We start from the raw sequence: 22,707 nt of genomic DNA on the forward strand, positions 1-22,707 counted from the left end.
GATCACTCTAGCTCGGCAAATCGAATAACAAAGCCACAAGCTGCTGTTCAGTTGAATTTTCTAACTTCAAGCTTAATTCATCTTCGATTTTCAAACCGTCTCCAACATCAAGTACGTCTGAATTAACCGTTAAACTTCCTTCTACCTGATGAATGTAATACTTACGATCTTCATCAATATCCAGTTCGATAATTTGCCCTGGCGCTAGAATTAATTGGCTTAACGACGCATCTTGTTTAATCGATAATGTGCCATTCTCACCTGTTGCCGTAATAATGGGTGTAATGCCTAATTTCGAACCAAAGTCTTTTTGCTGATAACTAGGCTTGCCATCAAATTCGTTGGGTTCAATCCATATCTGTAAAAAGGTCAAGGGTTCAGTAGGCGAAGCGTTATATTCACTATGCTGAACTCCTTTTCCAGCTGACATCAACTGAAATTCACCTTTGGGTAAAGATTGTACATTCCCCATACTATCTTTGTGCTCAATCACTCCGTGGGTAACGAAACTAATAATTTCCATATTGCGGTGACCGTGAGTGCCAAATCCAGCGTCAGGCGAAACCTTGTCATCGTTAATCACTCGTAATTTTGAGAACCCCATGTGTTTCGGATCATGATAGGAACCAAACGAAAATGTATGTTTGCTATCAAGCCAACCAAAGTTAGCTTTGCCTCTATCGGCAGCTTTACGTAGCGTCAACATGGCGTACTCCTACAAAGATAACTTGTTAGCAATTAAAACATCCAAACCCAATTTTCCTGAACCGGAAATGGCTAAGGAAACAGACGCTGCCAACAAAGCTAAACCAAACTCATATCCACCGTTGGACATAAACAGACCATTATCAATATGTACTGTAAATATAGCCACTAGCATAGTAATTGCCGTTACTATTGCTGCTGGACGAGTTAACAAACCCATTAGAAGAAATAATCCACCAAAGAACTCTCCTGCTCCAGCCAACAACGCCATCAAATAACCAGGCTCTAACCCCAGTGACGACATAAACTGAGCGGTACCTTCTAAACCGTAGCCACCGAACAGACCAAACAACTTCTGGCTACCGTGGGCAATAAAAATTATTCCTACTGGAATTCTTAATGCCAATGGTGAAAACCCTTGGTCTGAATTAAAAACTTTCGCTAAAAACGTTCCACTCATAACAATACCCTCAATTTATTTGAAATTAAAATATTTGAAGAATCTCCTTCAAATTCGTTGATAAAGAGTATATAGACGGAAAAAGAAATTAAAATCGGAACATTTTGATAATTTAATTCAAATAATTTGAATTAACGATAAGGGATAATTCAGGTTATCAATATCACCCTGAAGACGGGTGCTTTAGTCCTGCGAAAAAACAACCTCCCATGGCCTAAAGGCCATGCTACGGGCTTGAATGTGTAGGCGGGTGCTTTAGCGCCGCGAGTGTGAAGGTTTCCATGGCCTAAAGACCATGCTACGGGTTTGAATGTGTAGGTGGGTGCTTTAGCGCCGCGAAAAAACAACCTCCCATGGCCTGAACGCCATGCTACGGGTTTGAATGTGTAGGCGGATGCTTTAGGCCGCGAAAAAAACAACCTTCCATGGCCTGAAGGCCATGCTACGGGCTTGAATGTGTAGGCGGGTGCTTTAGCGCCGCGAAAAAAACAACCTCCCATGGCCTGAACGCCATGCTACGGGTTTGAATGTGTAGGCGGGTGCTTTAGCGCCGCGAAAAAAACAACCTCCCATGGCCTGAACGCCATGCTACGGGTTTGAATGTGTAGGCGGATGCTTTAGCGCCGCGAAAAAACAACCTCCCATGGCCTGAACGCCATGCTACGGGTTTGAATGTGTAGGCGGATGCTTTAGCGCCGCGAAAAAAACAACCTCCCATGGCCTAAAGGCCATGCTACGGGTTTGAATGTGTAGGCGGATGCTTTAGCGCCGCGAAAAAACAACCTCCCATGGCCTGAACGCCATGCTACGGGTTTGAATGTGTAGGCGGATGCTTTAGCGCCGCGAAAAAACAACCTCCCATGGCCTGAACGCCATGCTACGGGCAGAAGCCCGTCCTTGGGCTGAAGCTTCCTTGCTCCGTCCATAACCTTTAAGTCAATTTAACGGTTTCCCGCAGCAACTGATCAACACCACCATAAACGTTCAAGTTGCTTACTTTTTCTGACACCTTTTCCAGTGACTCTAGCTCTTTCAAGCGCAACAACGTTGGGTTGTTTTCCATCATTTTTGCGGTATTCTGCAAGCTTCTGGTCGCAGCGGTTTCTTCCCGACGCTTGATCACATTGGCCTCAGCGGCTTTTTGTGCTTCCACTACTTGGTTCAAGATTGCCTTGATTTCCCCGGGCAGAATAATATCTTTCACGCCGACTCTTTCAAGTCTTACACCAACCGAATGTAACTCCTGTTCAACCAACGCTTTGACGGTTTGGTTAACGTAAAGCTTGTCTTCAAGCAGTGCGTCCAAGGTTTTAGTTCCAACCACTTCACGCAAGGCTAACTGCAATGATTTGTAGATGTATTCATCCAAATTCTCTACTTGCTCTGCAGCAATAACTGGGTCTAGGGTTTTCACCGTGGCGCTTAAATTCACCCGCACTGTAACCCGATCTTTGGTCAAGATATCCTGCCCAGAAACCTCTTGATTGCGTGTACGCAAATCGTAGTTTTTTACCGTAACCGTGTTGCTTAGCTGCCAAAAGCCATAAGTTCCCGCACCCAAAGTACGCATGAATTTGCCGTCCACATATAGCAAGCTGGCATGCTGCGGTTTGACTTCGACCGTAGCGACTGGTGCCCGCTTAACGGAGCTTTTGGTGGCAATTAACTTGGTACTATCATTTTTACCTCGATGCTTAATTTCCTCCAACACAGATCTAGCCACTTCAAGATCACCGGTTAGAGCAACTTTGTCTAAACGGAATTCGCCCGCAGATTTCCACAGATGTAGGATCTCACCTGGAGCGACAACACCACAAAGCTGGCCATCGATATATAACAATCCCAGCTCGTCGTTACCTAAGCGCCAAACATGAACTAACTCTGCCACCTCTGGGTATGTTTTAATTAAATAAAACGAATCAGCATCTGAGTAGTACATGCTATTTGCTGCAAACTGTTTCATCGTCAGGGTATTGCTAAAATCCCACAAACGATGCTCCCCAGCAGGCAATACCTGCATGAATTGTTGGTTTCTATACAGAAACGCGATTGTGTTTTCTGCAACAATAAATACTTTTATAAATTTCCCTTGTTTAGTCATTAGAGCTTCTCCTTTTTTTAGTGCCTCAACACACCCTAAGGTGTGTGACATAAGGGGTAAGTAACTTGCGTGAATTGACAACAAACAAGGTTGATTTAGCAGGCGTCGTTTTCTGAACATCCTTGCACTGTATCCATACAGTGCCTACTAAATCAATGTTGCTTGTGTGAGTTCACCACAGTGGTCATTCACTAGCCTTATGTCGGGCTATTACAATGGTTATGGGACTCGAACCCACAGGGCTTTCGCCTTTACCTCTCGTCGTTTAATCATCAATCAAACTATGTCGTTTGAGGTGCTTTCACACCAATTTAAGTGGTGTTCTTGCCGAGATATACACTTTTGGCATTGCCACGTGTATCAGGTTGCCGTTTGAAACAACTCCGCTTCGTTAAAAACAATTGATGTATTACAAGTGCTGTGCCACAAAAATAAAAACTTAGAAATAAAATTTATATCATTGATAAATATAAATTTATTACCACTCCACAAGACAACACCTCAAAAGACAACTTCACAAAATATATCTAATTAGATAAAGTTATATTTTATTAGATAGGTTGAAAATCATGAGTCGCAAAAATGTGATGTTTACCATTCTGGGAGTGGTAAAGGACCATAAGGGCCGTGGTGCCAAACGCTGGCAAACCTGGCGCCCCACCATCAGTGCTGTGATGCAAGATAATTTTCAGGTCGATAGATTAGAATTATTGTATGAACCCTCGCACCTTAATTTAGCGCGGCGAATAAGCGCCGATGTTGTAGAGGTATCTCCTGCTACCGAGGTGGTATTAGTAGAAACGGCTTGGAATGATCCTTGGGATTTTGCCGATGTGTACAATTGGTTATATCAACATGCCAGCCACTATGATTTTGATACCGACAAAGAAGACTATTACTTGAATATCACCACGGGTACCCACGTCAACCAAATCTGTATGTTCATGTTAAGCGAAGCACAAATATATCCTGCTTCTAAGTTGGTTCAGGTTTCGCCAGACCCTGAAGCAGAAAATCGGGCTAAAGGTGTGATCAGTATTGTCGATTTGGACCTGTCTAAATATGCAGCCTTAGCGGCCCGCTTTTCGGAACAAGCCGCATCCGCAAGAGATTTTCTAAAAGCAGGCATTCAAACCCGCAACATTGCGTTTAACCAATTGATTGAAGAAATTGAGCAGGTAGCAATCAACGCTAAAGACCCAATGTTACTAGAAGGCCCCACAGGCGCGGGCAAAACCCAGTTGGCTAGACGTATATACGAATTAAAGGTTTCTCGTGGCGGTGTTGTTGGCAGTTTAGTGGCTGTCAATTGTGCCACCCTAGTTGGTGATGGGGCTATGTCTGCTTTATTTGGACATATCAAAGGTGCATACACTGGCGCGCAAAGTGCCCGTGATGGTTATCTAAAAAATGCCGACCAGGGTATTTTATTTTTAGATGAGATTGGCGAATTAGGCATTGATGAACAAGCCATGTTGCTGCATGCCATTGAAGAAAAACAATTTTATCCAGTAGGCAGTGATAAAGCGGTATACAGCGATTTTCAATTAATTGCAGGTACGAACTTAGATTTGCGTAGTGCTGTGGCGCAAGGTCGGTTTCGGGAAGACTTGCTTGCCAGAATTGACATTTGGAACTGGCGTTTACCCGCACTTAAACAACGTATCGAAGATTTTGAGCCAAATTTAGATTTTGAATTACGTCAGTATGCGCGGCTTAATGATGTGCATATTCGTTTTGGAAGTGAAGCAAAAAAACGTTATTTACAGTTTGCCCGCAGTGAAAAGGCCCTATGGACCGCCAACTTTCGTGATCTCAACGCCAGCGTAAAACGCATGGCGACGTTAAGCAAAGGAGGGCGAATTGATTCAGCGACTGTAGATGCGGAGATTATTCGTTTAAATCAACGATGGCATAGTGGAGCGATCACAAAACAGGTAGAGTTAAGTCGCTATCTTGACGAACATCAACTTGCTGCGATGGATATGTTCGACCAGATGCAATTACAAAATGTTATACACGTTTGTTTATCATCAGAAAATTTAGCCGATGCAGGTCGTAAATTGTTTAACGTTAGCAGACAAAACAAAATAAGCAGCAACGACTCCCATAGATTACGGGTTTACTTACAAAAATTTGGATTAAGCTTTACGCAACTCAACGATAATTTGCAAACGAGTGTGTAATAAAACGCAAAAAGCACAGGTCTAGTTTAAAAGGCGCAACAATCAAGAGGTAATTAAAAAGACAATGTCATCTGAAAATACATCAAAATCGAATAATAAATTGGTCAATATAGTTCTGTTTATTATCGTCGCTACCTTTATTTACTTAGCTTATCAATGGTATCAAAGTCATTTAGGTCAGCAAGCGAAAGACAAAATTCAAATCCAGATGCTTGACTTTGATGTGGCGCTGGCGAAAGCCCAGGCCCATGATAAATTGGTGTTGGCTGACATGTCTGCGATTTGGTGCCCCACTTGTCGTAAATTAGACAGCACAATTTTTTCCAATGACAGAGTCAAGGACGTAATTGATGAAAACTTCGTGTTTGCCCGGGTCGACTATGATACAGAACAAGGGCAACAATTCGCTGAACGTTACCGCGTAACTGGGTATCCGGTATTGTTAATTCTCGACTCTACGGGCGAAAAACTTACTCGTTTGCCACTCACATTCGATTCAATGGAATTTATTGGCAATTTGAACAAAGTATTGAGCGTTCAATAATTAAGTGTCAATTAAACATGCTGCCATTGCGCGCAAAAATCTTCAGTTAAATTGACATTTGCTAGGCAAATAATCTCGGGACACTGTGGATTGCTCGCAATCCCAGTAAATGCCCCTGTCAGTAGGCTCAGGAATTAAAATCATGTTGCCGTTAACCCCTGAGTCAGGAGAAAACCGCACATAAATGACCCCATTATTCACCTCCACCGCACTCACCTGTGAATTGGATGTACGTCCCGTTATTGGCAAGTCGTAAATATCTTGGGGCCACTGTTCCTCTGATAACGCATACACTTCAACAGCAGTCATAACTGTATTCGCCATCACTTGTGTTTCGGCCATCTTAGCTTTTACTAGGTAACCTTGATATGCCGGAATAGCGATAGCCGCTAATATTCCAATAATACAAAAGATTGGTATCAAAATGGCAATAATGACTACAACAGTGCCTTTTTCTTTTCCAGCGGAAACACCTTGGTTGTACTTTTTATTCCAATCATGTTGAGTAGTATTTAAGAAGATAATGCCTTCAATGATCCCCACTAACCAAGGAATGTACGTCCAGAAGAATAATAAATAAAATATTCCCCACCACTGGCCTAAGAAAAAACGATGAAAACCAAACATGCCACCAAAAAATGCAAGGGTCGCCGCAGCGATTCGACTTTTATAATGGAAGGTATCTTGAATTTCCCCACAACTAAGACACTTAGGAAAATCAATTGGATTTAAAATACCACACTGTTTACACCTGCTATCCATGCTAACTCCCTAATTTTGATACAGTATATTCAAATTTACTGGAGGTTGACAAGAAATGGCTTGGTTGGATTTTAATCTACATCGACAAGAGTGATTTTAATACCAATTCGGCGCAGACCATCTAGATAGTCTTGGGGAATATTACTGTCGGTGATGATTTGATTGACTCCCGTTGGTTCAAGAATTTTATGTAGACAAACATGACCAAATTTAGATGAGTCTGTGACCACTATTATTTCACTGGCAACTTTACACATTAACTGATTTAACAAAGACTCAGCTTCAAAATGGGTAGAAATCCCCTTATCCATATGAAAGCCATCTACACCTAAAAAGAGTTTATCTACGTGCAAATCTTTAAGGGTTGCTAACGCACTGCTGCCAAAAAATGACTGACTTTTATGTCTGAGAGTACCGCCTAATAACATCACTTCTATATGCTCTTGAAGTTTCAATTCGTTGACGATGTTTAAGCTGTTAGTCACCACTGTAACATTCTCTCGACCACCTAAATGAGAAGCCAACTTAAGCGTTGTCGAGCCAGAATCCAATATAATAGCATCACCGTCGTTAACTAAATCTGCAGCAATTTTACCAATACTGGATTTCTCCTCGGCATGCAGAGCTTGTTTGCGATCAAAGGTGGTTTCAGTTTCAAACAAACCAATGTCATTTAACATAGCGCCACCATAGCAACGCGTGGCGATGCCTTGGTTTTCTAAAAAGCGTAAATCTTTGCGAATCGTGACACCAGATACGTTAAATTGCTCAATCAAAGGAAGCACTTGAACGCTGCCGTTCTCTTTGAGCATCCGAGCTATATGTTCACGTCTGTGACTGGTGTCGCGCATAGTTTTACCTTTTCCATTTAAGTTTCATTTGTAACTATGTTCATTCTAATCTGAATGAAACCTTTACACAATGTAACTTTCATTATGTAACTTTCACATCGTAATAGTGCATGTTCTTCATTCGCGCTATCCAGCTTTTGAGACGCGGTCTACTCAATCATTTCAGCCAATAATTTTTCCACATGCGCGGTTAAATAGGCTTCGTGACGCACTGAGAACCCTAGATGTACCAGTCGAACTTTGCCAGATGCATCGATTAAAAATCCTGTAGGCAGGGCTCGCACTTGGTAGGCGTCAGCTGACGTACCCTCTGGATCCCAGGCTACAGGGTAGTTAAGAGGGTATTTGGCTAAAAAGTCCAAAGCATCTTGTTTTGAAGCGTCAGTATTAACTGCCACTATTTCAAACCCTTGCTGGGCATATTTAGCCTGAAGTTTGTTTAGAAACGGAAAAGACAAGCGGCATGCAAAACATGAAGAAGCCCAAAAATCCACATATACTACTTTGCCTTTATAGTGTTCTAAGTCAATTTCTGCCGTATTATTTAAATTGGCTAATACCAACTCTGGTGCTAACTGATCTTGCATGCTTGATTGGGTATTTGCCAGACACATTGAACTGGCAAATACCGTTAGAAGTAATAAGCAACAGCGAATCATGAGTTTACTCTACTGTACTATTGGCAATTGGGGTTAGCTCTACCAATAGAAATTGGTCAAATTCAGCGTTCAATTTTGCATTACCATTAGCTACCGTCACTACCCCTAGTTCTTTTGAGTGGAAATAGTCTGTTACTCGGTATTGTTTAGCTGTTAAACCGCGCAACTCAAGATTGCCACTAAAACTATCAGCATAAAATGCGAAGTATAGCTTGCCATCTTTGGCAACAACATGGGTTTCAGGGCGATCAAAACCAATGTCATATAGTTCACCTAAGTAAGTGCCTTTAGGAAGCATTTTGCGGTTATATAAATCAAACCATTGCTTCCAGATGGCTTCTTTTTCAGGGTTGAGCAGAAACTGCTGCGCCGCTTCATTGTCTGATGGCATCGTAAACTTAGTCCCAAGAACCGCTCCAATGCCGAAAGATGATGCAAAATCACTGGCATCGTCACTAAGTTCAACATGGTCCCCGTAATAAGGTGCTGATTCCCCCATTAAGCCTTTTAGAGTTTTCCCCTTTAATCTTACTTGCCAAGATGTTAGTGGATCAGAGCTAACGGTTTGATTCATGTAAGGGAGGTTGTGGAATGCATATGAGTCTCCGCAAGGACATATTTCTATTACCGCTTCAGGGTTAATTTCCATGGCAGTGTCATAAAGTAACTTCCAGTAATCAGCTAGGGCTTCAACTGATGCCTCAGGAGTAGCGTGATTGTGTTCTGGGTTATAACAAGGAGGAACTCCGTTTAAGTGATGGCCGTCAATTTTTAAACCTTCATAACCCCATTCACCAAGCATCTTTTTAACTAGCTCAACACTGTGTTGACGGACTTGCTCGTCCGCGGGACATAAATAGTAACTGTCCCACCAGGTCACATCTCGAGTGCTACCATCTTCATTAAGCAGCAACATTTCAGGATGTTGTTCAATCATATCGGTACCAGGATCCACAGCCAATGGCGCCCACCATAACTTGGCTTTCAATCCAGCAGATTTAATATCACCAACAAATGCTTTCATGTCAGCATCACCATTGGGGAATTTTTCTGGATCAAGATACCAATCCCCTTCTGCCGTTTGCCAGCCATCGTCTAAGACGGCCCATTCCAATCCCAACTCTTTAGCTTTTGGTAAAGTTTGCAGTATTTCTTCAAAACTAAAATCACGTTCGTAACCCCAAGCACACCAAATAGGCTCATAAGCCGACTCCGGAACATCCGCCATGGTCAGACCCTTACGCGCCATTACGTTGCGATACATTTTCAGTGTTGCGTAATAATCTTTTTGATGGACAGATACGAAGGTATCCAGGGTGGTCAATTCATCTCCAGGGGCTAACTTCACGGTTTTTTCTAACTCAACCTGTAAATAAGCCGCTTTATCTATGATGTGTTCATTTGCAGGGTAAGTAACAGGGAATGACACCAATTTTGGATTCAAATCGATATGACCTATGGCTAATCCTATATCTTTTCGCCAAATATCAGCAACTGCGGTACCACTGCCATAATCGGTGGCATTCATTCCCATATAGTTTTGTTGCTCATAACCGGGAGCTAAAGGCATTACCCAATCTCGGCGATCCTCATAAGATGCGCCCTGATAAGACCAAAAATCTGGCTCAGAATCATTAAGCAGACTAGCTAAATGAGTTTCCCCAGTGTTGTTAGTGGCGTAAAGTTGATAGGCATTTTGTACCCACTTAGTCAGAATCACACTTTGCTCAGCGGTATTTTTGTATGTGACTCGAATAAACAGTGTATTAGGGAAGTCAGGAAAAGCTTGTACTTGTAGTTGTTTTTGTAAGCCATTGGAAGCCAAGCCAACTAAAGTGGTTTGGATGCCCTTACCTAGTTCAGATTCAACTTTTTGCTGAGTACTATTGAGCACCCTAAAATTATCAACTAACTCACCTGATTTAGTAACCAGATACTCACTTGTCTGATAGTCACCAAGCACATTAATTTTATCGCCTAGGGTGGCAGAGACACGAGTGCGCAATTGCCCATCGAACTCAAGGGTGATACCGCTATTTTCGACTTTGATGACTTCATTTTTCGGCTCTTCCGGAGTGATGCAAGCATGCAGCAAAGGCACGCTCACTAAAATGGCAGCCAATCGAGTGGCGAACTTGAATCTCATTGATATTCTCCATTTACTAGGTTCAGTAGATGGGCCAACAAAGGCCCACCTACCCTTTCTAATTGTAATTAATTGATGCTAAACACTCGGCGAGCATTGTGATAATAAATCTTATCGATTACTTCTTTGGGTAACTTCAAGCCGGTTACGATGCCGTCTACTTCAGGCACCGTGAACTCTGAGTCTGTGTTAAGGTAACGCCAATCTTCCAACCATTTTTGATGGACGCTATTTTTAAATTCTTGATCTGCAGCTTCGGAACTATGGGTAAGATCTGTGGCATACAGGATGCGATCTTGATAGGTTATAAAAAATGCTCTAACTTTGTTAAGATCATTTACTGACTGGGCTTGTACTTGTCCCATGCGAGCAGCTAGATCAATGGTCGCGTCAGGATAGCGCTGCAAAAACTCTGACATGGCATCAACACTCCACTCTAAACTGGCTAGGTGAGCACCAATAAAGCGCATTTTAGGATGTTTATCTAACATATTGTTACGAGCTAGCATTTGCGCTTCATAACTGGGCATTTCTGGGTGCAAATACATATGATACTGAGGGTGCGCAGCAAAATACTGTTTATCATTATTCACGCTCATTTGCTCTATGGGTAACCAGCAGTTATGGGGTTCTCCCTGATGTCCTATTACGGGAACATGTAATTGACTTAAATGATTAAATATAGGATCTAAACCTGCATCATCAATCATCACCAACTGCTGTTCGCTGTCTCGGAACGACATGCCAATGTTCTTCCAAACTTTTACGGCCTTAGCACCATCGGCAAGGGCCTTATCTAAACGTTTTTGCACCGCGGATGCCCACGAAGGATTGTCCCAATTGAGCATTGAAAAAGTGGCAGCAAAATACAGGGTTTTCGGGTAGGCCTGGGTTAATGATAAGGCAATAGCTTGTTGTTCGTCGATAGGCGGAAAATCAGGGTAATCGACGTTAATAGTCAATAGCTCAAAGTTGTCTGCTTGAGCTTGTTCAATAAATGCCGTAGCTTGCTTATTTGCGTGCACATGGGTATCAAATTTTTTAACACTGGCGAAGTCAGACATTGTGTAATGATCTGACATTTCATCTTTGCCAGCTTTAGAGTGGCTGCAAGAGATCAGTGTTGCTGCTATGATTAACAACAGTATTGAATTTAGGGAAGCTATAAACTTATTCACCTGCACGCCCCTCCAAAGTTGAATTCTGCGGTTTTTCTTCTGGTTCTAACGCCAAAATTAGCGCAGCAATAGTGGCAATAATAATGCCCGCAATTTTTACGTTATTAGGTATCACATCTAAAATCACTATAGTCAGTACGGTAGATAACAGTGGCGCTCCAGCATTAGTTAATGGTGAAACAACGATGGCTTTGCCGTAACGAAACGCATAAACCAAACACAACGCACCAATGGCATTTAATATTTGTACCGAAGCTGTTTCAAATAGCATAGAAAAACTGTAATCAACCTGTGCGTTACTATCTGTCATTAGGAAAGCAACAGGAATCAATGAAACTGCGGTGACTGTCATATAAAAGAAGATACTTTCAGCGCTCATATGATGGTTTGAAAGCTTCATACAAAATGCTTGAACTCCCCATGCAGCCATGACACCAAGTGCTAACAAGAACCAAAGCACACCGTAACTCTGCTCTTCACCAGCAGGTGAATACTCAAACAAGGGTAACGCCAACATTGCTAGTAGGATACCAATCCCACCTAGTAAACCAGTTCGTTCTTTAAGCAAGCCTAAAGAGAGCGCAATGGTAATCACTGGCGATAAAGAGACAATCGGAAAAATCAAGTAACCAGGACCAACAGATACGGCGTAAAACAGTAACATTTGACCACCGCTGCCTAAGAAACCAATCCAACAACCCAGCCAAATAGAGCGCTTGTCGGTCTCCAATTTCCAACCAATGAGCTTCAAGGCGACAATACAAGGAATAATCATCGTAATGGCCCATATGCTATAAACCACCGTTGATGGAATTGATTGATTAGCAAATACCGCAGTTAATGCGCCCCAAAGTCCCCACGAAATCGTGGTTACCATGGCAAAGATTAACCATTTTTTTGACTGCATTCTTATCTTCCTATCTTGTTTTTATTATTGAGCAACGCAACTGGCGTATTAGTAAATAAATGTAATTCAAAACTTTAACCATTGACTCAAAGCCTAAGGCAAACGCCTTAGGCTCGATTAGTCGTTAATTAAAAATCGTATCTCAAACCCGCTTTAAAGGTTCTACCGTAAAGTTGAATAGATGCCGGTAAATCGGGGCGTCCTTGGAAGCTACGATTAGACTCATCAAGCAAATTTTGACCTTCAACTGACAACTGCAAATAATCAGTTACGTCATACTTTACCGACAACGACATAATCTTGCTTTCTTCCATGGTCGTCTGATAATCATCTCCCAATGGACTAAATGCATCGACAACTAAATCACCAGTGTAATCTAACGCTAGCTGCGCACTTAATCGGTCTTTTTCATAAATTACAGAGAACGAGTAAGAGGTATCAGCAACGCCTGGCAATGCGCCTGCATCTTCGCCATTTACAACAGTACTGGTATCGGTATAAGCATAACTAGCCGTAAAACCGAAGCCGTTTTCAAAGAATTTCTGAACCCCAAGTTCCAAACCAAAAACTTCGGCTGAATCACCATTGATTGGCTGGGTAACTTGAAAGCTCTCTCCGGCAATTTCTTCTCTTGTGGTGTTCGATGTAATGAAACCATCTAATTCTTTCCAAAAAACTGTCGCATTTAGCAAGCCACCTTCTTCGAAATACCATTCCAGTGCCATATCAGCTTGGTCGGAAAATACAGGTTCAATATTTGGATTTCCACTGATATCCATAGTAAACAACCCAGATTGCGCATTATCTGTAGTTAATGGGGCCAGTTGATCGAGAGTCGGACGAGATAGGGATTGCGCCGCGGCAGCCCGCAAAAGCAAGTCATCAGTAATATGAAAACCAAAATTGATTGCTGGCAGAATTTTACTGTAACTACCATTTGCGGTTTGTGCCGCGCTATCGGAGTATTCGACGTCCCAAGAAGGGTTCGACGAGTCTGGATTAACAATCTGAATTGATTCGATATTGTTGTAAGAATACATAGCCGTGACTTCGGTTTTTACCCAGCGAAGACCGGCATTGGCAAACCATCGATCACCTTCAAAATTAGCTTGTAAATATAATGCGGTTGTATCTTCTTCAATATCATAAGAATTAACTGGGTTGTAAATAGGCTCCCAGAGCTCAGATTCATTTTCTCCAAACGTACGTTCATTGCCAAGGTAATCAACAATTGTCATTCCATCAGAAGCCGCTAGGCCAGCAGCATAATCTGGGATGCTAAAAATCGGAAAAGAACGGGGAATATTCGCCCCTTCACCAGCAAACAGATTATCGTACGGAAAGTCACGAACCACATCCGCACCCACTTCGCCAAACGTAAACGGATAACCACAGTAGTTACAAGCACCATATTCGTAGTTATCGTAAGCCGTATTGGTTTTATTGCGACTAGTATAAGCAGCCCCAAAGTCCAACGACACAAGTACATCATGGTCAAAGCTCAATTCACTATCCAAAGAAAACCCGGTAACCGTATCTTTGATATCACTTCCATCTCTTGCCGCCCAATGGGGGGAAAAGTCGTCATTCCCAAAATCATTGGAACTACGGCCTTCGGTCCAAGTCGGGATATAATCCGGCAAACCACCATTATTAAGTTCATAATGACCGCTATGTGCACCAGGAGCCCCTGCTACGACAAAAGTATTTTTACCACCTGAATCACGCTCTGATTGAGAGCGGTATACATCTGCTTCAACAATCAAATCGTCAGTTAATTGATACTTTGCATTTAAACCAAACAAAGATGTATCGACGGTACGGTGTTCGTCTAACGTCACAACCTCCATACTTACATCTGCTACGTCCATGGCAGTGATAACATTGCCATCTAGCACGATATTAGATAAACGATTTTGAGCCTCGCTTTCATCTGCCATGTAGAATGATTGCGTATAACCGGTGGAGTCTGCTTCCAACTTTGTAAGCATGATATCGACACCAACTTGCAACTTATTGTTTGGACGCCATTGCAAGTTTGAAGTAACACCAGTTCGTGAAAAATCAGTAGCATAAGAACCAAGCGCATAGGAGCCAGGAATGACTAAATTTTCTTCATTGGCGCTGATTATACCGTCAGCATTCACATCGTAGGACATTTCATCTTGTACACCAAAGACAAAGTTGTCGAACATATCATCAGCCCGCTCATTTCCGTTTGCGTGAGTTACACCGACAATAAAGCCTAAAGTTTCGTCATCTGTTGTTGTGCTATAAATAGCATTAAACTTTTTTCCCACCTCCTCAGATAAATCATTGTAATCTGCAGTGGCAGAAAACACCCCGTGTTGCCCTGGATTATCGAGTGCTTTAGCTGATTTCAAATTAACAGCTCCACCGATACTTCCTTCAATTCCTTTAGCTTCAACGGTTTTCCAGACATCGGCACCATTGATCATTTCTGAAGGAATAACGTCAAACGCAAAATTACGTCCTCCATCATCGGTGGCAAGAATACGGTTATTAAGGGTTACAATACTAAATTCTGGACCTAATCCGCGAATATTGACATATTGCGCTTCTCCCCCTCGAGTCCGACTAACGGTGATACCTGAAATGTGTGAAAGGGAGTCAGCCACGTTATCATCGGGGAAACGCCCTAACTCTTCAGCCGCAATCGAATCGACTAAAGATTTCGCATTTTGTTTTATGGAAACAGATTTTTCTAAACTACCTCGAACTGCTGTCACAACGATGACTTCAGTACTGTCATCACTTTGCTGAGCGCCAACTTGTGGCGCACTTAGCCCTAAAACTACCGCGCACGCCAAAGTTGATTGTCTAAATATTTTGGTTTTGTGTTTATTCATGAGTATCACCTTGTCACCTGATATATGGAAACGACATAGTTTTTATTTTTTATTTGAACTACACCAAGCCGTCTGTCAGAAACAATATTGGCTATCAATGAAACCATTGTCAATACAAAATGAAACATAAAAAAGCAATTATTTTGTAACCCTTTAGTTTAAAAGCAAATAAACGACACAAAAACAACAAAAACAACCATCAAAATCAGACAAACTGAAATTTAATGTAACTTTTATGTTTACATACCATCCTTTATCCACCATAATTTTGCCAAATATAGGCTATACCCATCGAAAATGGAGGTAAAATGAAAGTATTATTAGATATGGTAAAGCAGCAAAAAAAAGGGGTATGCTCTGGAGTATACGCGGTCTGCACCTCTAACCCGTTAGTAATAGAAGCTGCAATGCAACATGTTTTATTACATAATGAAACCTTATTACTTGAGGCAACGTCTAACCAAGTTAACCAAGATGGCGGATATACCGGCATGACGCCTAAAGACTTTCGTAAAATGGTACTTGCTATGGCCAATCGTGTCGGTCTTAATGAACATAGAATTATACTGGGTGGCGATCATTTAGGTCCCAATTGCTGGCAGCATCTTGACGCTGAAGAGGCAATGCAAAAATCAGAAATACTAATTGATCAATATGTTCGCGCTGGTTTTGGCAAAATTCATTTGGATTGTTCAATGTCTTGTAGTGATGATCCTATTCCTTTGGGTGATCATGACGTTGCTAAAAGGGCTGCAAGACTCTGCTTAGTTGCAGAAAAAGCATGGAAAGATTCAGGTAGCGAAGCGCCAGTTTATGTAATTGGAACGGAAGTACCTGTACCCGGTGGAACTCAAGATGATTCAGAAGAATTGGAATTAACCTCTGTTGAAGATGCCAACACGACGATAGCCATCCATCAGAAAACCTTTGCAGAAGCTGGATTGTCTTATGTTTGGCCGAGAATTATAGGCTTGGTAGTGCAACCTGGTGTTGAATTTGGCTTGCACAAAATTGATGCTTTTATACCAGAGAAAGCCCATGACTTGAGTGAAATGATTAGCCATCACGAAAATATGGTATTCGAAGCCCACTCCACAGACTATCAAACACAACAACATTTGACGGATTTAGTGTCAGCACATTTTGGAATATTAAAAGTAGGTCCATGGCTGACTTTCGCGTTCCGAGAAGCTTGTTTTGCATTGGAGTGTATTGAGCAAGAATGGATAGCCGCTAATGATTGGAGTAATCTGAAAAACACCCTATTAACAGCGATGCATACAAACGATAGTTACTGGAAAAAATATTACTCGCAAGACAGCCGACAACAGGAATTGGATTGCAAATACAGTTTGAGCGACAGAATAAGATATTACTGGCCTGATAAAAATGTGGATAAAGCGCTTTCACAATTAATAGAAAATCTTGAACAGAACCCGCCGCCACTCACACTTATCAGTCAATATATGCCTGAGCAACACAATGCCCTAATTGCCGGTGAAATTGATAACTCAATTAAAGGGTTTATATTTCACAAAATATCTTTAGTACTAAAACAATACTCTGCCGCCTGTAACCCGCAGCCAGTCAATTGATCAAGGAATTCAGCAAACTATGAATTATCTAAACTTTTCCGAAGAAAAATTAGCACAATTAGACGGCTATTGGACAGCCAAAGAAATCAGTCAACAACCAGAATGCTGGCAAGCAACTTTGAAATTGCTGCAGTCTCAGCAACAACAAATAGAAGCTTTTTTGACCCCTATATTAAACAAGCCGAACATTCGCATTATCTTTACCGGTGCAGGAACATCAGCCTTTGTTGGCCAGTGCGTCACTCCCATTGCAATGCACGAGTTGAATAAACGAGTGGAAGCTATTCCAACCACTGACTTAGTGTCAAACCCTTCAGAATATTTTCAGGCTAAGGTGCCGACACTACTTGTTTCTTTCGCACGTTCAGGAAACAGTCCGGAAAGCGTTGCAGCATTGGAATATGCCGACCAACTTGTTGACGAATGTTATCAGTTAGCCATAACTTGCAATAGTGATGGTGAACTTGCGAAGCGCTGTGAAGGTAATAATAAACTCGCGTTATATCTACCTGAACAAACAAATGATCGCAGTTTTGCCATGACTTCTAGTTTCAGTTCTATGTTGCTTAGTGCACTTTATTTATTCTGTCCAACTCACAATTTCGAAACCGGACTTAACGAGGCTGTTGCTGCAACGACAAAACTTTTAAATAACCAAATTTTACCCCTATCGAAATTGGCGGATAAAAAATTCAGCCGTGTAGTGTATTTGGGTAGTGGTACTTTTAAAGGCTTAGCACAAGAAAGTGCGTTAAAATTGTTAGAATTAACCGACGGTCAGACTATGGCGTGTTTTGACTCCCCCTTAGGATTTCGCCACGGGCCTAAAGCAATGATAGATGCAAATACCTTGGTTATTGTGTATATCTCCAATAATCCACTCACGCGGCAATATGATCTTGATTTAGTGAATGAATTACAGGCTGATGATGAAGCAGGGCATGTTCTCACCATACGAGCAGATTCAATTCCAATGATCCCTCAAGAAAATGAAATTGTGTTTGATAACATGGCAAGGCTATCGGATCGTTTTTTGCTTTTACCCTTTATTGCTTGCGCCCAAGTGTTTGGTTTTTTCAACGCGCTCAGTGTGGGGAACAAGCCTGATAACCCAAGCGCTTCAGGAACCGTAAATCGAGTAGTAAAAGGTGTGAATATTCACACTCTGTAATCTAGTTAATTGTTTCTCAGGAGATAACCATGTTTTTAGGTGTAGATGGTGGCGGGACAAAGACGGCATTTGTGTTAATCAACGCTCATGGTGACGTTCTAGCCAGTCACCAAGAAGCCACGTGCTACCACGTTGAAGTGGGTATTGAAGGTGCTAAAACCGTCATAGCGAAAGGTATATACGCATTACTTTCAAAGGCTGGTAAGACAGTTAATGAACTAGAATATGGTTTCCTGGGATTGCCGGCGTTTGGCGAAGATAGTGGAGTAGATCCAATTTTAGCAACGCTTCCCTCTAACATACTCCCGCAACAAAACTATCAGTGCGATAATGACATGGTCAATGCATGGGCTGCAGCCTTTGCAGGCCAAGATGGTATTAACATGATCGCTGGCACAGGCTCCATTGCTTACGGTAAACGTAACGGTAAAAGTGCAAGATGCGGCGGTTGGGGAGAACTATTCAGTGATGAAGGCTCTGCCTACTGGATTGGTCGAAAAGGACTGATGCTGTTTTCACGTATGAGCGATGGACGAGATATAAAAGGTCCACTTTACTATAAGTTAAAAGAAACCTTTAATATTATCAACGATCTGGATATGTCGGCATTAGTGCTAACTAAATGGCAAGGCTCTAGAGGGAAAATAGCACAAATATCGACTCTTGTGTTTGAAGCAGCTTTAGAAGGTGACTTGTTGGCTAAACAGATCTTTAGTGATGCAGGTAAACAGCTAGCTGAAATAGTTGAGGGAACCCGTAAAGCATTACAATTTTCAAGCGATGAAGAGGTCAAAGTTAGCTTCTCCGGCGGTGCATTTAGCGCTAGCGACATTATCACTAAGCCCTTTTCCGAAGCATTACAGGGGTTTTCAGACACATACCATATCCAAAGACCAGAATTTCCACCTGATATAGGTGCCGCAATTTATGCAGCAAAGCTATCGGGAAAAGCACTTTCTGCTGTGGCCCTAGAGCGTTTGAAAAAGAAGTAAACTGAGCTTAGTCGAATGATATAACTTCAACGGGCTAAAGCCCGTTCTACAATTAAAAGGCTTCAAGTACATCGTCGCTTTCGTTGACGGGCTAAAGCCGTTCCATAATTAAAAGGCTTCAATTACATCTTCGCTTCCGTTATCGAACTAAAGCCCGTTCTATAATTTAAATCTAACCTAACTGACACTTAAACATTTAAAAACGCCGGAAGTGAAACTTATTGAAACAAATGAACAGTTACCAATTTCACTTATCTGCCTCTGAAAATCGATATTATAAAATAATTTTGAGAGTCTTCGTTTAATCTCTCTAACGCATACAGAGTAAGCCCAAAAAACCTACCAACACTTTTATTCACAGGCATTTCAGGCTATATTTCGCTCAAAATAAAAATGTGAAATCTTCAATTTATGCTATTAAAAATGTTGCAATTAAGCCTCAACCACATTTCATTGTGTTACATTTTGTTTAAAAAACGTTGAAAGTTAAATTAAAGTTGGTTATCGTTTCGTTAGGTTTGTTTTTGTTTACATCACCATAATACAAAAGAGGGCTTCATGAATACTCACTTTAACAAGACATCGTTAGCAATTGCCGTGGCGTTGATTTGTACTAATGTCCACGCACAAGACTCAATTGATAACACAACTGACGAAACTGAAGTCATAACGGTTACATCGGCCCAAGCTAGCTTAATCAAAGCTTTAGATCTTAAGCGCTCTAGTGATTCAATCGTTGATGGTATCACAGCTAAAGAACTGGGGATTTTTCCGGATGCCAATGTTGCAGACTCGCTATCTCATATTACTGGGGTAACAATTGACAGAACAAGCGGTGGTGAAGGCAAAGGCGTTAATATTCGCGGTTTGGGTCCTGAATTTAGTATTGTAACCATTAATGGTCGTATTATGGCAACCGATCAAAGCGGCCGTGAATTCGCTTTTGATGTCTTACCATCAGAAGTCATTTCAGAGGCTTGGGTACATAAGTCTGTTAAGGCTTCAACGCTTGAGGGCAGTATAGGTGGGGCAATTGATTTACGAACGGCCCGTCCTTTTGATAACAAAGGGTTACAAGGATCGTTCTCAGTTGAGGGCAATTATGGTGATAAAGCCGATAAAAACGGCTACAAATTTACCGCGGTAAGCAGCAACACTTTTGCTGACGAAACAATGGGCTTTCTTTTTTCTGCTTTATACAGCAACACACCGACACGAACGGACTCACTCTCAGATTTGAATTATGGGGTCAATTGGGGTTGGGATCATGACAATAGCGATGGTGGTGTGGTTAACTGGCAAGATGCTTCTAACGAATTAATCATTCCTAATGTTGTCGCCTATACCGCACAAATTGAAGAAAAGAAACGTATGGCATTCTCCGGTGCCTTCCAGTATCAACCCAGTTCAAAGGTTGATATTAATGCAGACTTTCTTTGGACTCGCTTAGACGCGCCATCTCAAGGTTATACCGAGTCATATTATTTGGTAGGTCAAGCGTCGAGTTGGCGTGATGCTACCTTTGGCGGAATTGCAACTGAGCTAAACCCAGAGGGAACAATGGTCACTGGCATGACCATGGATAACCTGATTCCAGAATTAGTGACCATAACCGAACATCGTGTTGTAGATACTTATCAAGTCGGTTTAAATGGAAAGTTTCAAGTAAACGATAACTTTACTGTAACCGGTGACGTATACCTTTCTAATGCTAAACGCGACGCCGGCGGTAAAGATAAGTTTGTTGTAGCCCACGGCATAGGTGGGGTGCCAAACACGGCTACTTTTAGCTTGACAGAAGGCGGCTTACCTAACGTTATAATAGATTTTGCGGATGATGCAATTAGCTCTGTTGGTGACTTAGTTAACGACAGTCAGTTCGGACCCCATTATTCCCAAACCAATGGAGTGAATATTGAAGATGAAGTTATTGGGGGGTCACTTATAGGCGAGTTGTTTTTAGATATGCCGATTGTTTCAAGTATTGAATTTGGTGCTGTTTATAACAAACGTAGTAAAGATCGTGTGAAAATAGACAATCAACATGCACAAACACTATACAGTAATGCGCCTTTTACTTTCGCAGATACGGGTGTTGATGTTGTGCAAGGCTTTCCGATAGATGATTTTTTAAGTGATGTTTCAGGCGATTTTCCACGACAATTTGTAGGATTTGATATTGATGCTTATCAAGCAGCTTTAGAAGCCTCAGATAACAATCCGGATGTCATTAACCGCTTTACAGGAGAGGTTTACCCCGACGGATATTCAGATGCAGATGAAGGACGTTTCAATCCAAACGAATCTTTCGAAGTTGTCGAAGATACAAAATCCTTTTTCGTTCAAGGTAACCTGTTTGGTGAAATAGCGGGCATGGAATGGTCAGGTAATGCTGGTTTACGCTATGTTAACACTGATACCACGTCAAATGGTTGGCTTTGGGAAATCGAAAAAGTCAGTGCGCCAGCCGCTTGGGTGTGGGTAGTGGAACACTATGATCCGGTTGCGATCTCAGTGGAAAATAGTTATTCCGAATTACTCCCCTCTGTCAATTTCGCTATTGAATTATCGGACAACTTACTTCTGCGTTTATCTTATGCCGAAGTAATGGCCAGAGCTTCGTTAAACCAATTATCAACCCAAGTGGACGATGGCTCAGCAGCATGGGGGGAGTTTACTCTAAATCGAGTGGGAAACCCTAAGCTATCGCCGGTAAAAGCCAAACAATCTGACGTATCCATAGAATGGTACTTTTCAGAGGGATCCGCATTAACGGCTGCAATTTTCCAGAAAGACATCAAGGGATTTGTACAAGATTGGCAAAACGTTTATCCCACTGAGGAAGATCAAGCAAATCGCCCAGTTTACCCAGTAGAAAATCCACAACCTTGGATAGAAACTGGATACGTCGATACTCCATTTAATGTGTTCGAACCCAAAAACTTAGATACCGCTAAAGTCCTTGGTTATGAGTTTTCACTGCAACATTTCTTTGAATCTGGTTTTGGTATTAATGCAAACTACACCTACATAGATACAGAATCGTATCAAGACGGAACAAAAATAGGGGTATTGGCGGGAATTCCAGATACTTCTTATTCACTAAATCTAATGTATAACACCGATAATCTGAGCTTGAGTCTATCGGGCTCGCATACTGAAAGTTTCATTCTGAGTCATTGGTCCCCCCTTAATTTAGTCAGTGAAACTCCATACAAAGGAACGGCTGATCCAATGACTTGGGTATCGGCTTCAGCTACGTATTCATTTAGTAGTAATTTAGAAGCCTATGTGCAACTAGATAACTTATTAAATGACAATTGGCATAGCTATAACGGCACTAGTAGCGTGCCAGGTTCATACTCAGAATGGGGTCGCAAGGTGTTTGTCGGCGTTCGCTACAAATTATAAATAGCAATTAGTTCAAGCTCCGAAATGGCTCATTTGCATTCGTGTAAGTGGGCCTTTTTTTATCGTTTTGTTAAAAAATTAAATTAACGATTTCTCACCTACCCATATAGAAATGTCTGTCGTTTTTACATCAATATTCTAAATATTGATTTCACAACGAATCAGATTG

General features: G+C 41.7%; 16 protein-coding genes. 6 read left to right on the plus strand and 10 right to left on the minus strand.

The features are described 5' to 3' along the window. Positions 1-7: 7 nt before the first annotated feature. The 3 genes from VUI23_RS19080 to VUI23_RS19090 form a co-directional block, all read right to left on the minus strand. On the minus strand, positions 8-706 hold the full coding sequence (locus tag VUI23_RS19080) for a pirin family protein (protein ID WP_216049181.1): 699 nt from the start codon (positions 704-706) through the stop codon (positions 8-10). 9 nt (positions 707-715) lie between these two features. Then, complete coding sequence (locus VUI23_RS19085) at positions 716-1,165, minus strand: DoxX family protein (protein WP_303501859.1); 450 nt, start codon at positions 1,163-1,165, stop codon at positions 716-718. A gap of 931 nt (positions 1,166-2,096) precedes the next feature. After that, positions 2,097-3,266, minus strand: coding sequence for a slipin family protein (locus VUI23_RS19090; protein WP_342805462.1), 1,170 nt, complete (start codon positions 3,264-3,266; stop codon positions 2,097-2,099). Between the two features lie 569 nt (positions 3,267-3,835). Here VUI23_RS19090 and rtcR point away from each other — a divergent pair. Both rtcR and VUI23_RS19100 read left to right on the plus strand, forming a co-directional pair. Continuing rightward, positions 3,836-5,452, plus strand: coding sequence for an RNA repair transcriptional activator RtcR (rtcR, locus tag VUI23_RS19095; protein ID WP_342805464.1), 1,617 nt, complete (start codon positions 3,836-3,838; stop codon positions 5,450-5,452). A 64-nt stretch (positions 5,453-5,516) separates the two neighbouring features. Next, on the plus strand, positions 5,517-5,996 hold the full coding sequence (locus tag VUI23_RS19100; RefSeq protein WP_342805466.1) for a thioredoxin family protein: 480 nt from the start codon (positions 5,517-5,519) through the stop codon (positions 5,994-5,996). Positions 5,997-6,038: 42 nt separating this feature from the next. On the opposite strand, the gene VUI23_RS19105 is transcribed toward VUI23_RS19100, so the two are convergent. The 7 genes from VUI23_RS19105 to VUI23_RS19135 form a co-directional block, all read right to left on the minus strand. Then, a complete protein-coding gene (locus VUI23_RS19105) occupies positions 6,039-6,758 on the minus strand; it encodes an NINE protein (protein WP_342805468.1) in 720 nt (239 codons plus the stop codon). A 71-nt stretch (positions 6,759-6,829) separates the two neighbouring features. Next, positions 6,830-7,609: a transcriptional repressor AgaR gene (gene agaR, locus VUI23_RS19110; RefSeq protein ID WP_216049186.1), complete on the minus strand. Its 780-nt coding sequence runs from the start codon at positions 7,607-7,609 to the stop codon at positions 6,830-6,832. A 149-nt stretch (positions 7,610-7,758) separates the two neighbouring features. After that, on the minus strand, positions 7,759-8,268 hold the full coding sequence (locus VUI23_RS19115; RefSeq protein WP_216049187.1) for a TlpA disulfide reductase family protein: 510 nt from the start codon (positions 8,266-8,268) through the stop codon (positions 7,759-7,761). A 4-nt stretch (positions 8,269-8,272) separates the two neighbouring features. Next, positions 8,273-10,414: a glycoside hydrolase family 36 protein gene (locus VUI23_RS19120; RefSeq protein ID WP_342805470.1), complete on the minus strand. Its 2,142-nt coding sequence runs from the start codon at positions 10,412-10,414 to the stop codon at positions 8,273-8,275. 68 nt (positions 10,415-10,482) lie between these two features. Next, the gene (locus VUI23_RS19125) at positions 10,483-11,592 is read right to left on the minus strand and encodes an amidohydrolase family protein (RefSeq protein ID WP_342805472.1); all 1,110 of its coding nucleotides are present in this window, start codon (positions 11,590-11,592) and stop codon (positions 10,483-10,485) included. Next, the gene (locus VUI23_RS19130) at positions 11,585-12,499 is read right to left on the minus strand and encodes a DMT family transporter (protein WP_342805474.1); all 915 of its coding nucleotides are present in this window, start codon (positions 12,497-12,499) and stop codon (positions 11,585-11,587) included. Before VUI23_RS19130 ends, VUI23_RS19125 begins: the two co-directional genes overlap by 8 nt. A gap of 128 nt (positions 12,500-12,627) precedes the next feature. Beyond that, positions 12,628-15,369, minus strand: coding sequence for a TonB-dependent receptor (locus tag VUI23_RS19135; protein ID WP_342805476.1), 2,742 nt, complete (start codon positions 15,367-15,369; stop codon positions 12,628-12,630). A 308-nt stretch (positions 15,370-15,677) separates the two neighbouring features. Here VUI23_RS19135 and VUI23_RS19140 point away from each other — a divergent pair, with 308 nt between their 5' ends. From VUI23_RS19140 to VUI23_RS19155, 4 genes are all read left to right on the plus strand, one after another. Next, on the plus strand, positions 15,678-16,964 hold the full coding sequence (locus VUI23_RS19140) for a D-tagatose-bisphosphate aldolase, class II, non-catalytic subunit (protein WP_342805478.1): 1,287 nt from the start codon (positions 15,678-15,680) through the stop codon (positions 16,962-16,964). A 19-nt stretch (positions 16,965-16,983) separates the two neighbouring features. After that, a complete protein-coding gene (locus VUI23_RS19145; RefSeq protein ID WP_342805480.1) occupies positions 16,984-18,135 on the plus strand; it encodes an SIS domain-containing protein in 1,152 nt (383 codons plus the stop codon). Positions 18,136-18,164: 29 nt separating this feature from the next. Then, the gene (locus VUI23_RS19150) at positions 18,165-19,127 is read left to right on the plus strand and encodes a BadF/BadG/BcrA/BcrD ATPase family protein (RefSeq protein WP_342805482.1); all 963 of its coding nucleotides are present in this window, start codon (positions 18,165-18,167) and stop codon (positions 19,125-19,127) included. 558 nt (positions 19,128-19,685) lie between these two features. Beyond that, positions 19,686-22,538, plus strand: a complete 2,853-nt coding sequence (locus VUI23_RS19155) for a TonB-dependent receptor (RefSeq protein ID WP_216049194.1) — start codon at positions 19,686-19,688, stop codon at positions 22,536-22,538. Positions 22,539-22,707 lie beyond the last annotated feature (169 nt).

The organism is Alteromonas sp. M12, assembly GCF_037478005.1.
GTDB lineage: Bacteria > Pseudomonadota > Gammaproteobacteria > Enterobacterales > Alteromonadaceae > Aliiglaciecola > Aliiglaciecola lipolytica_A.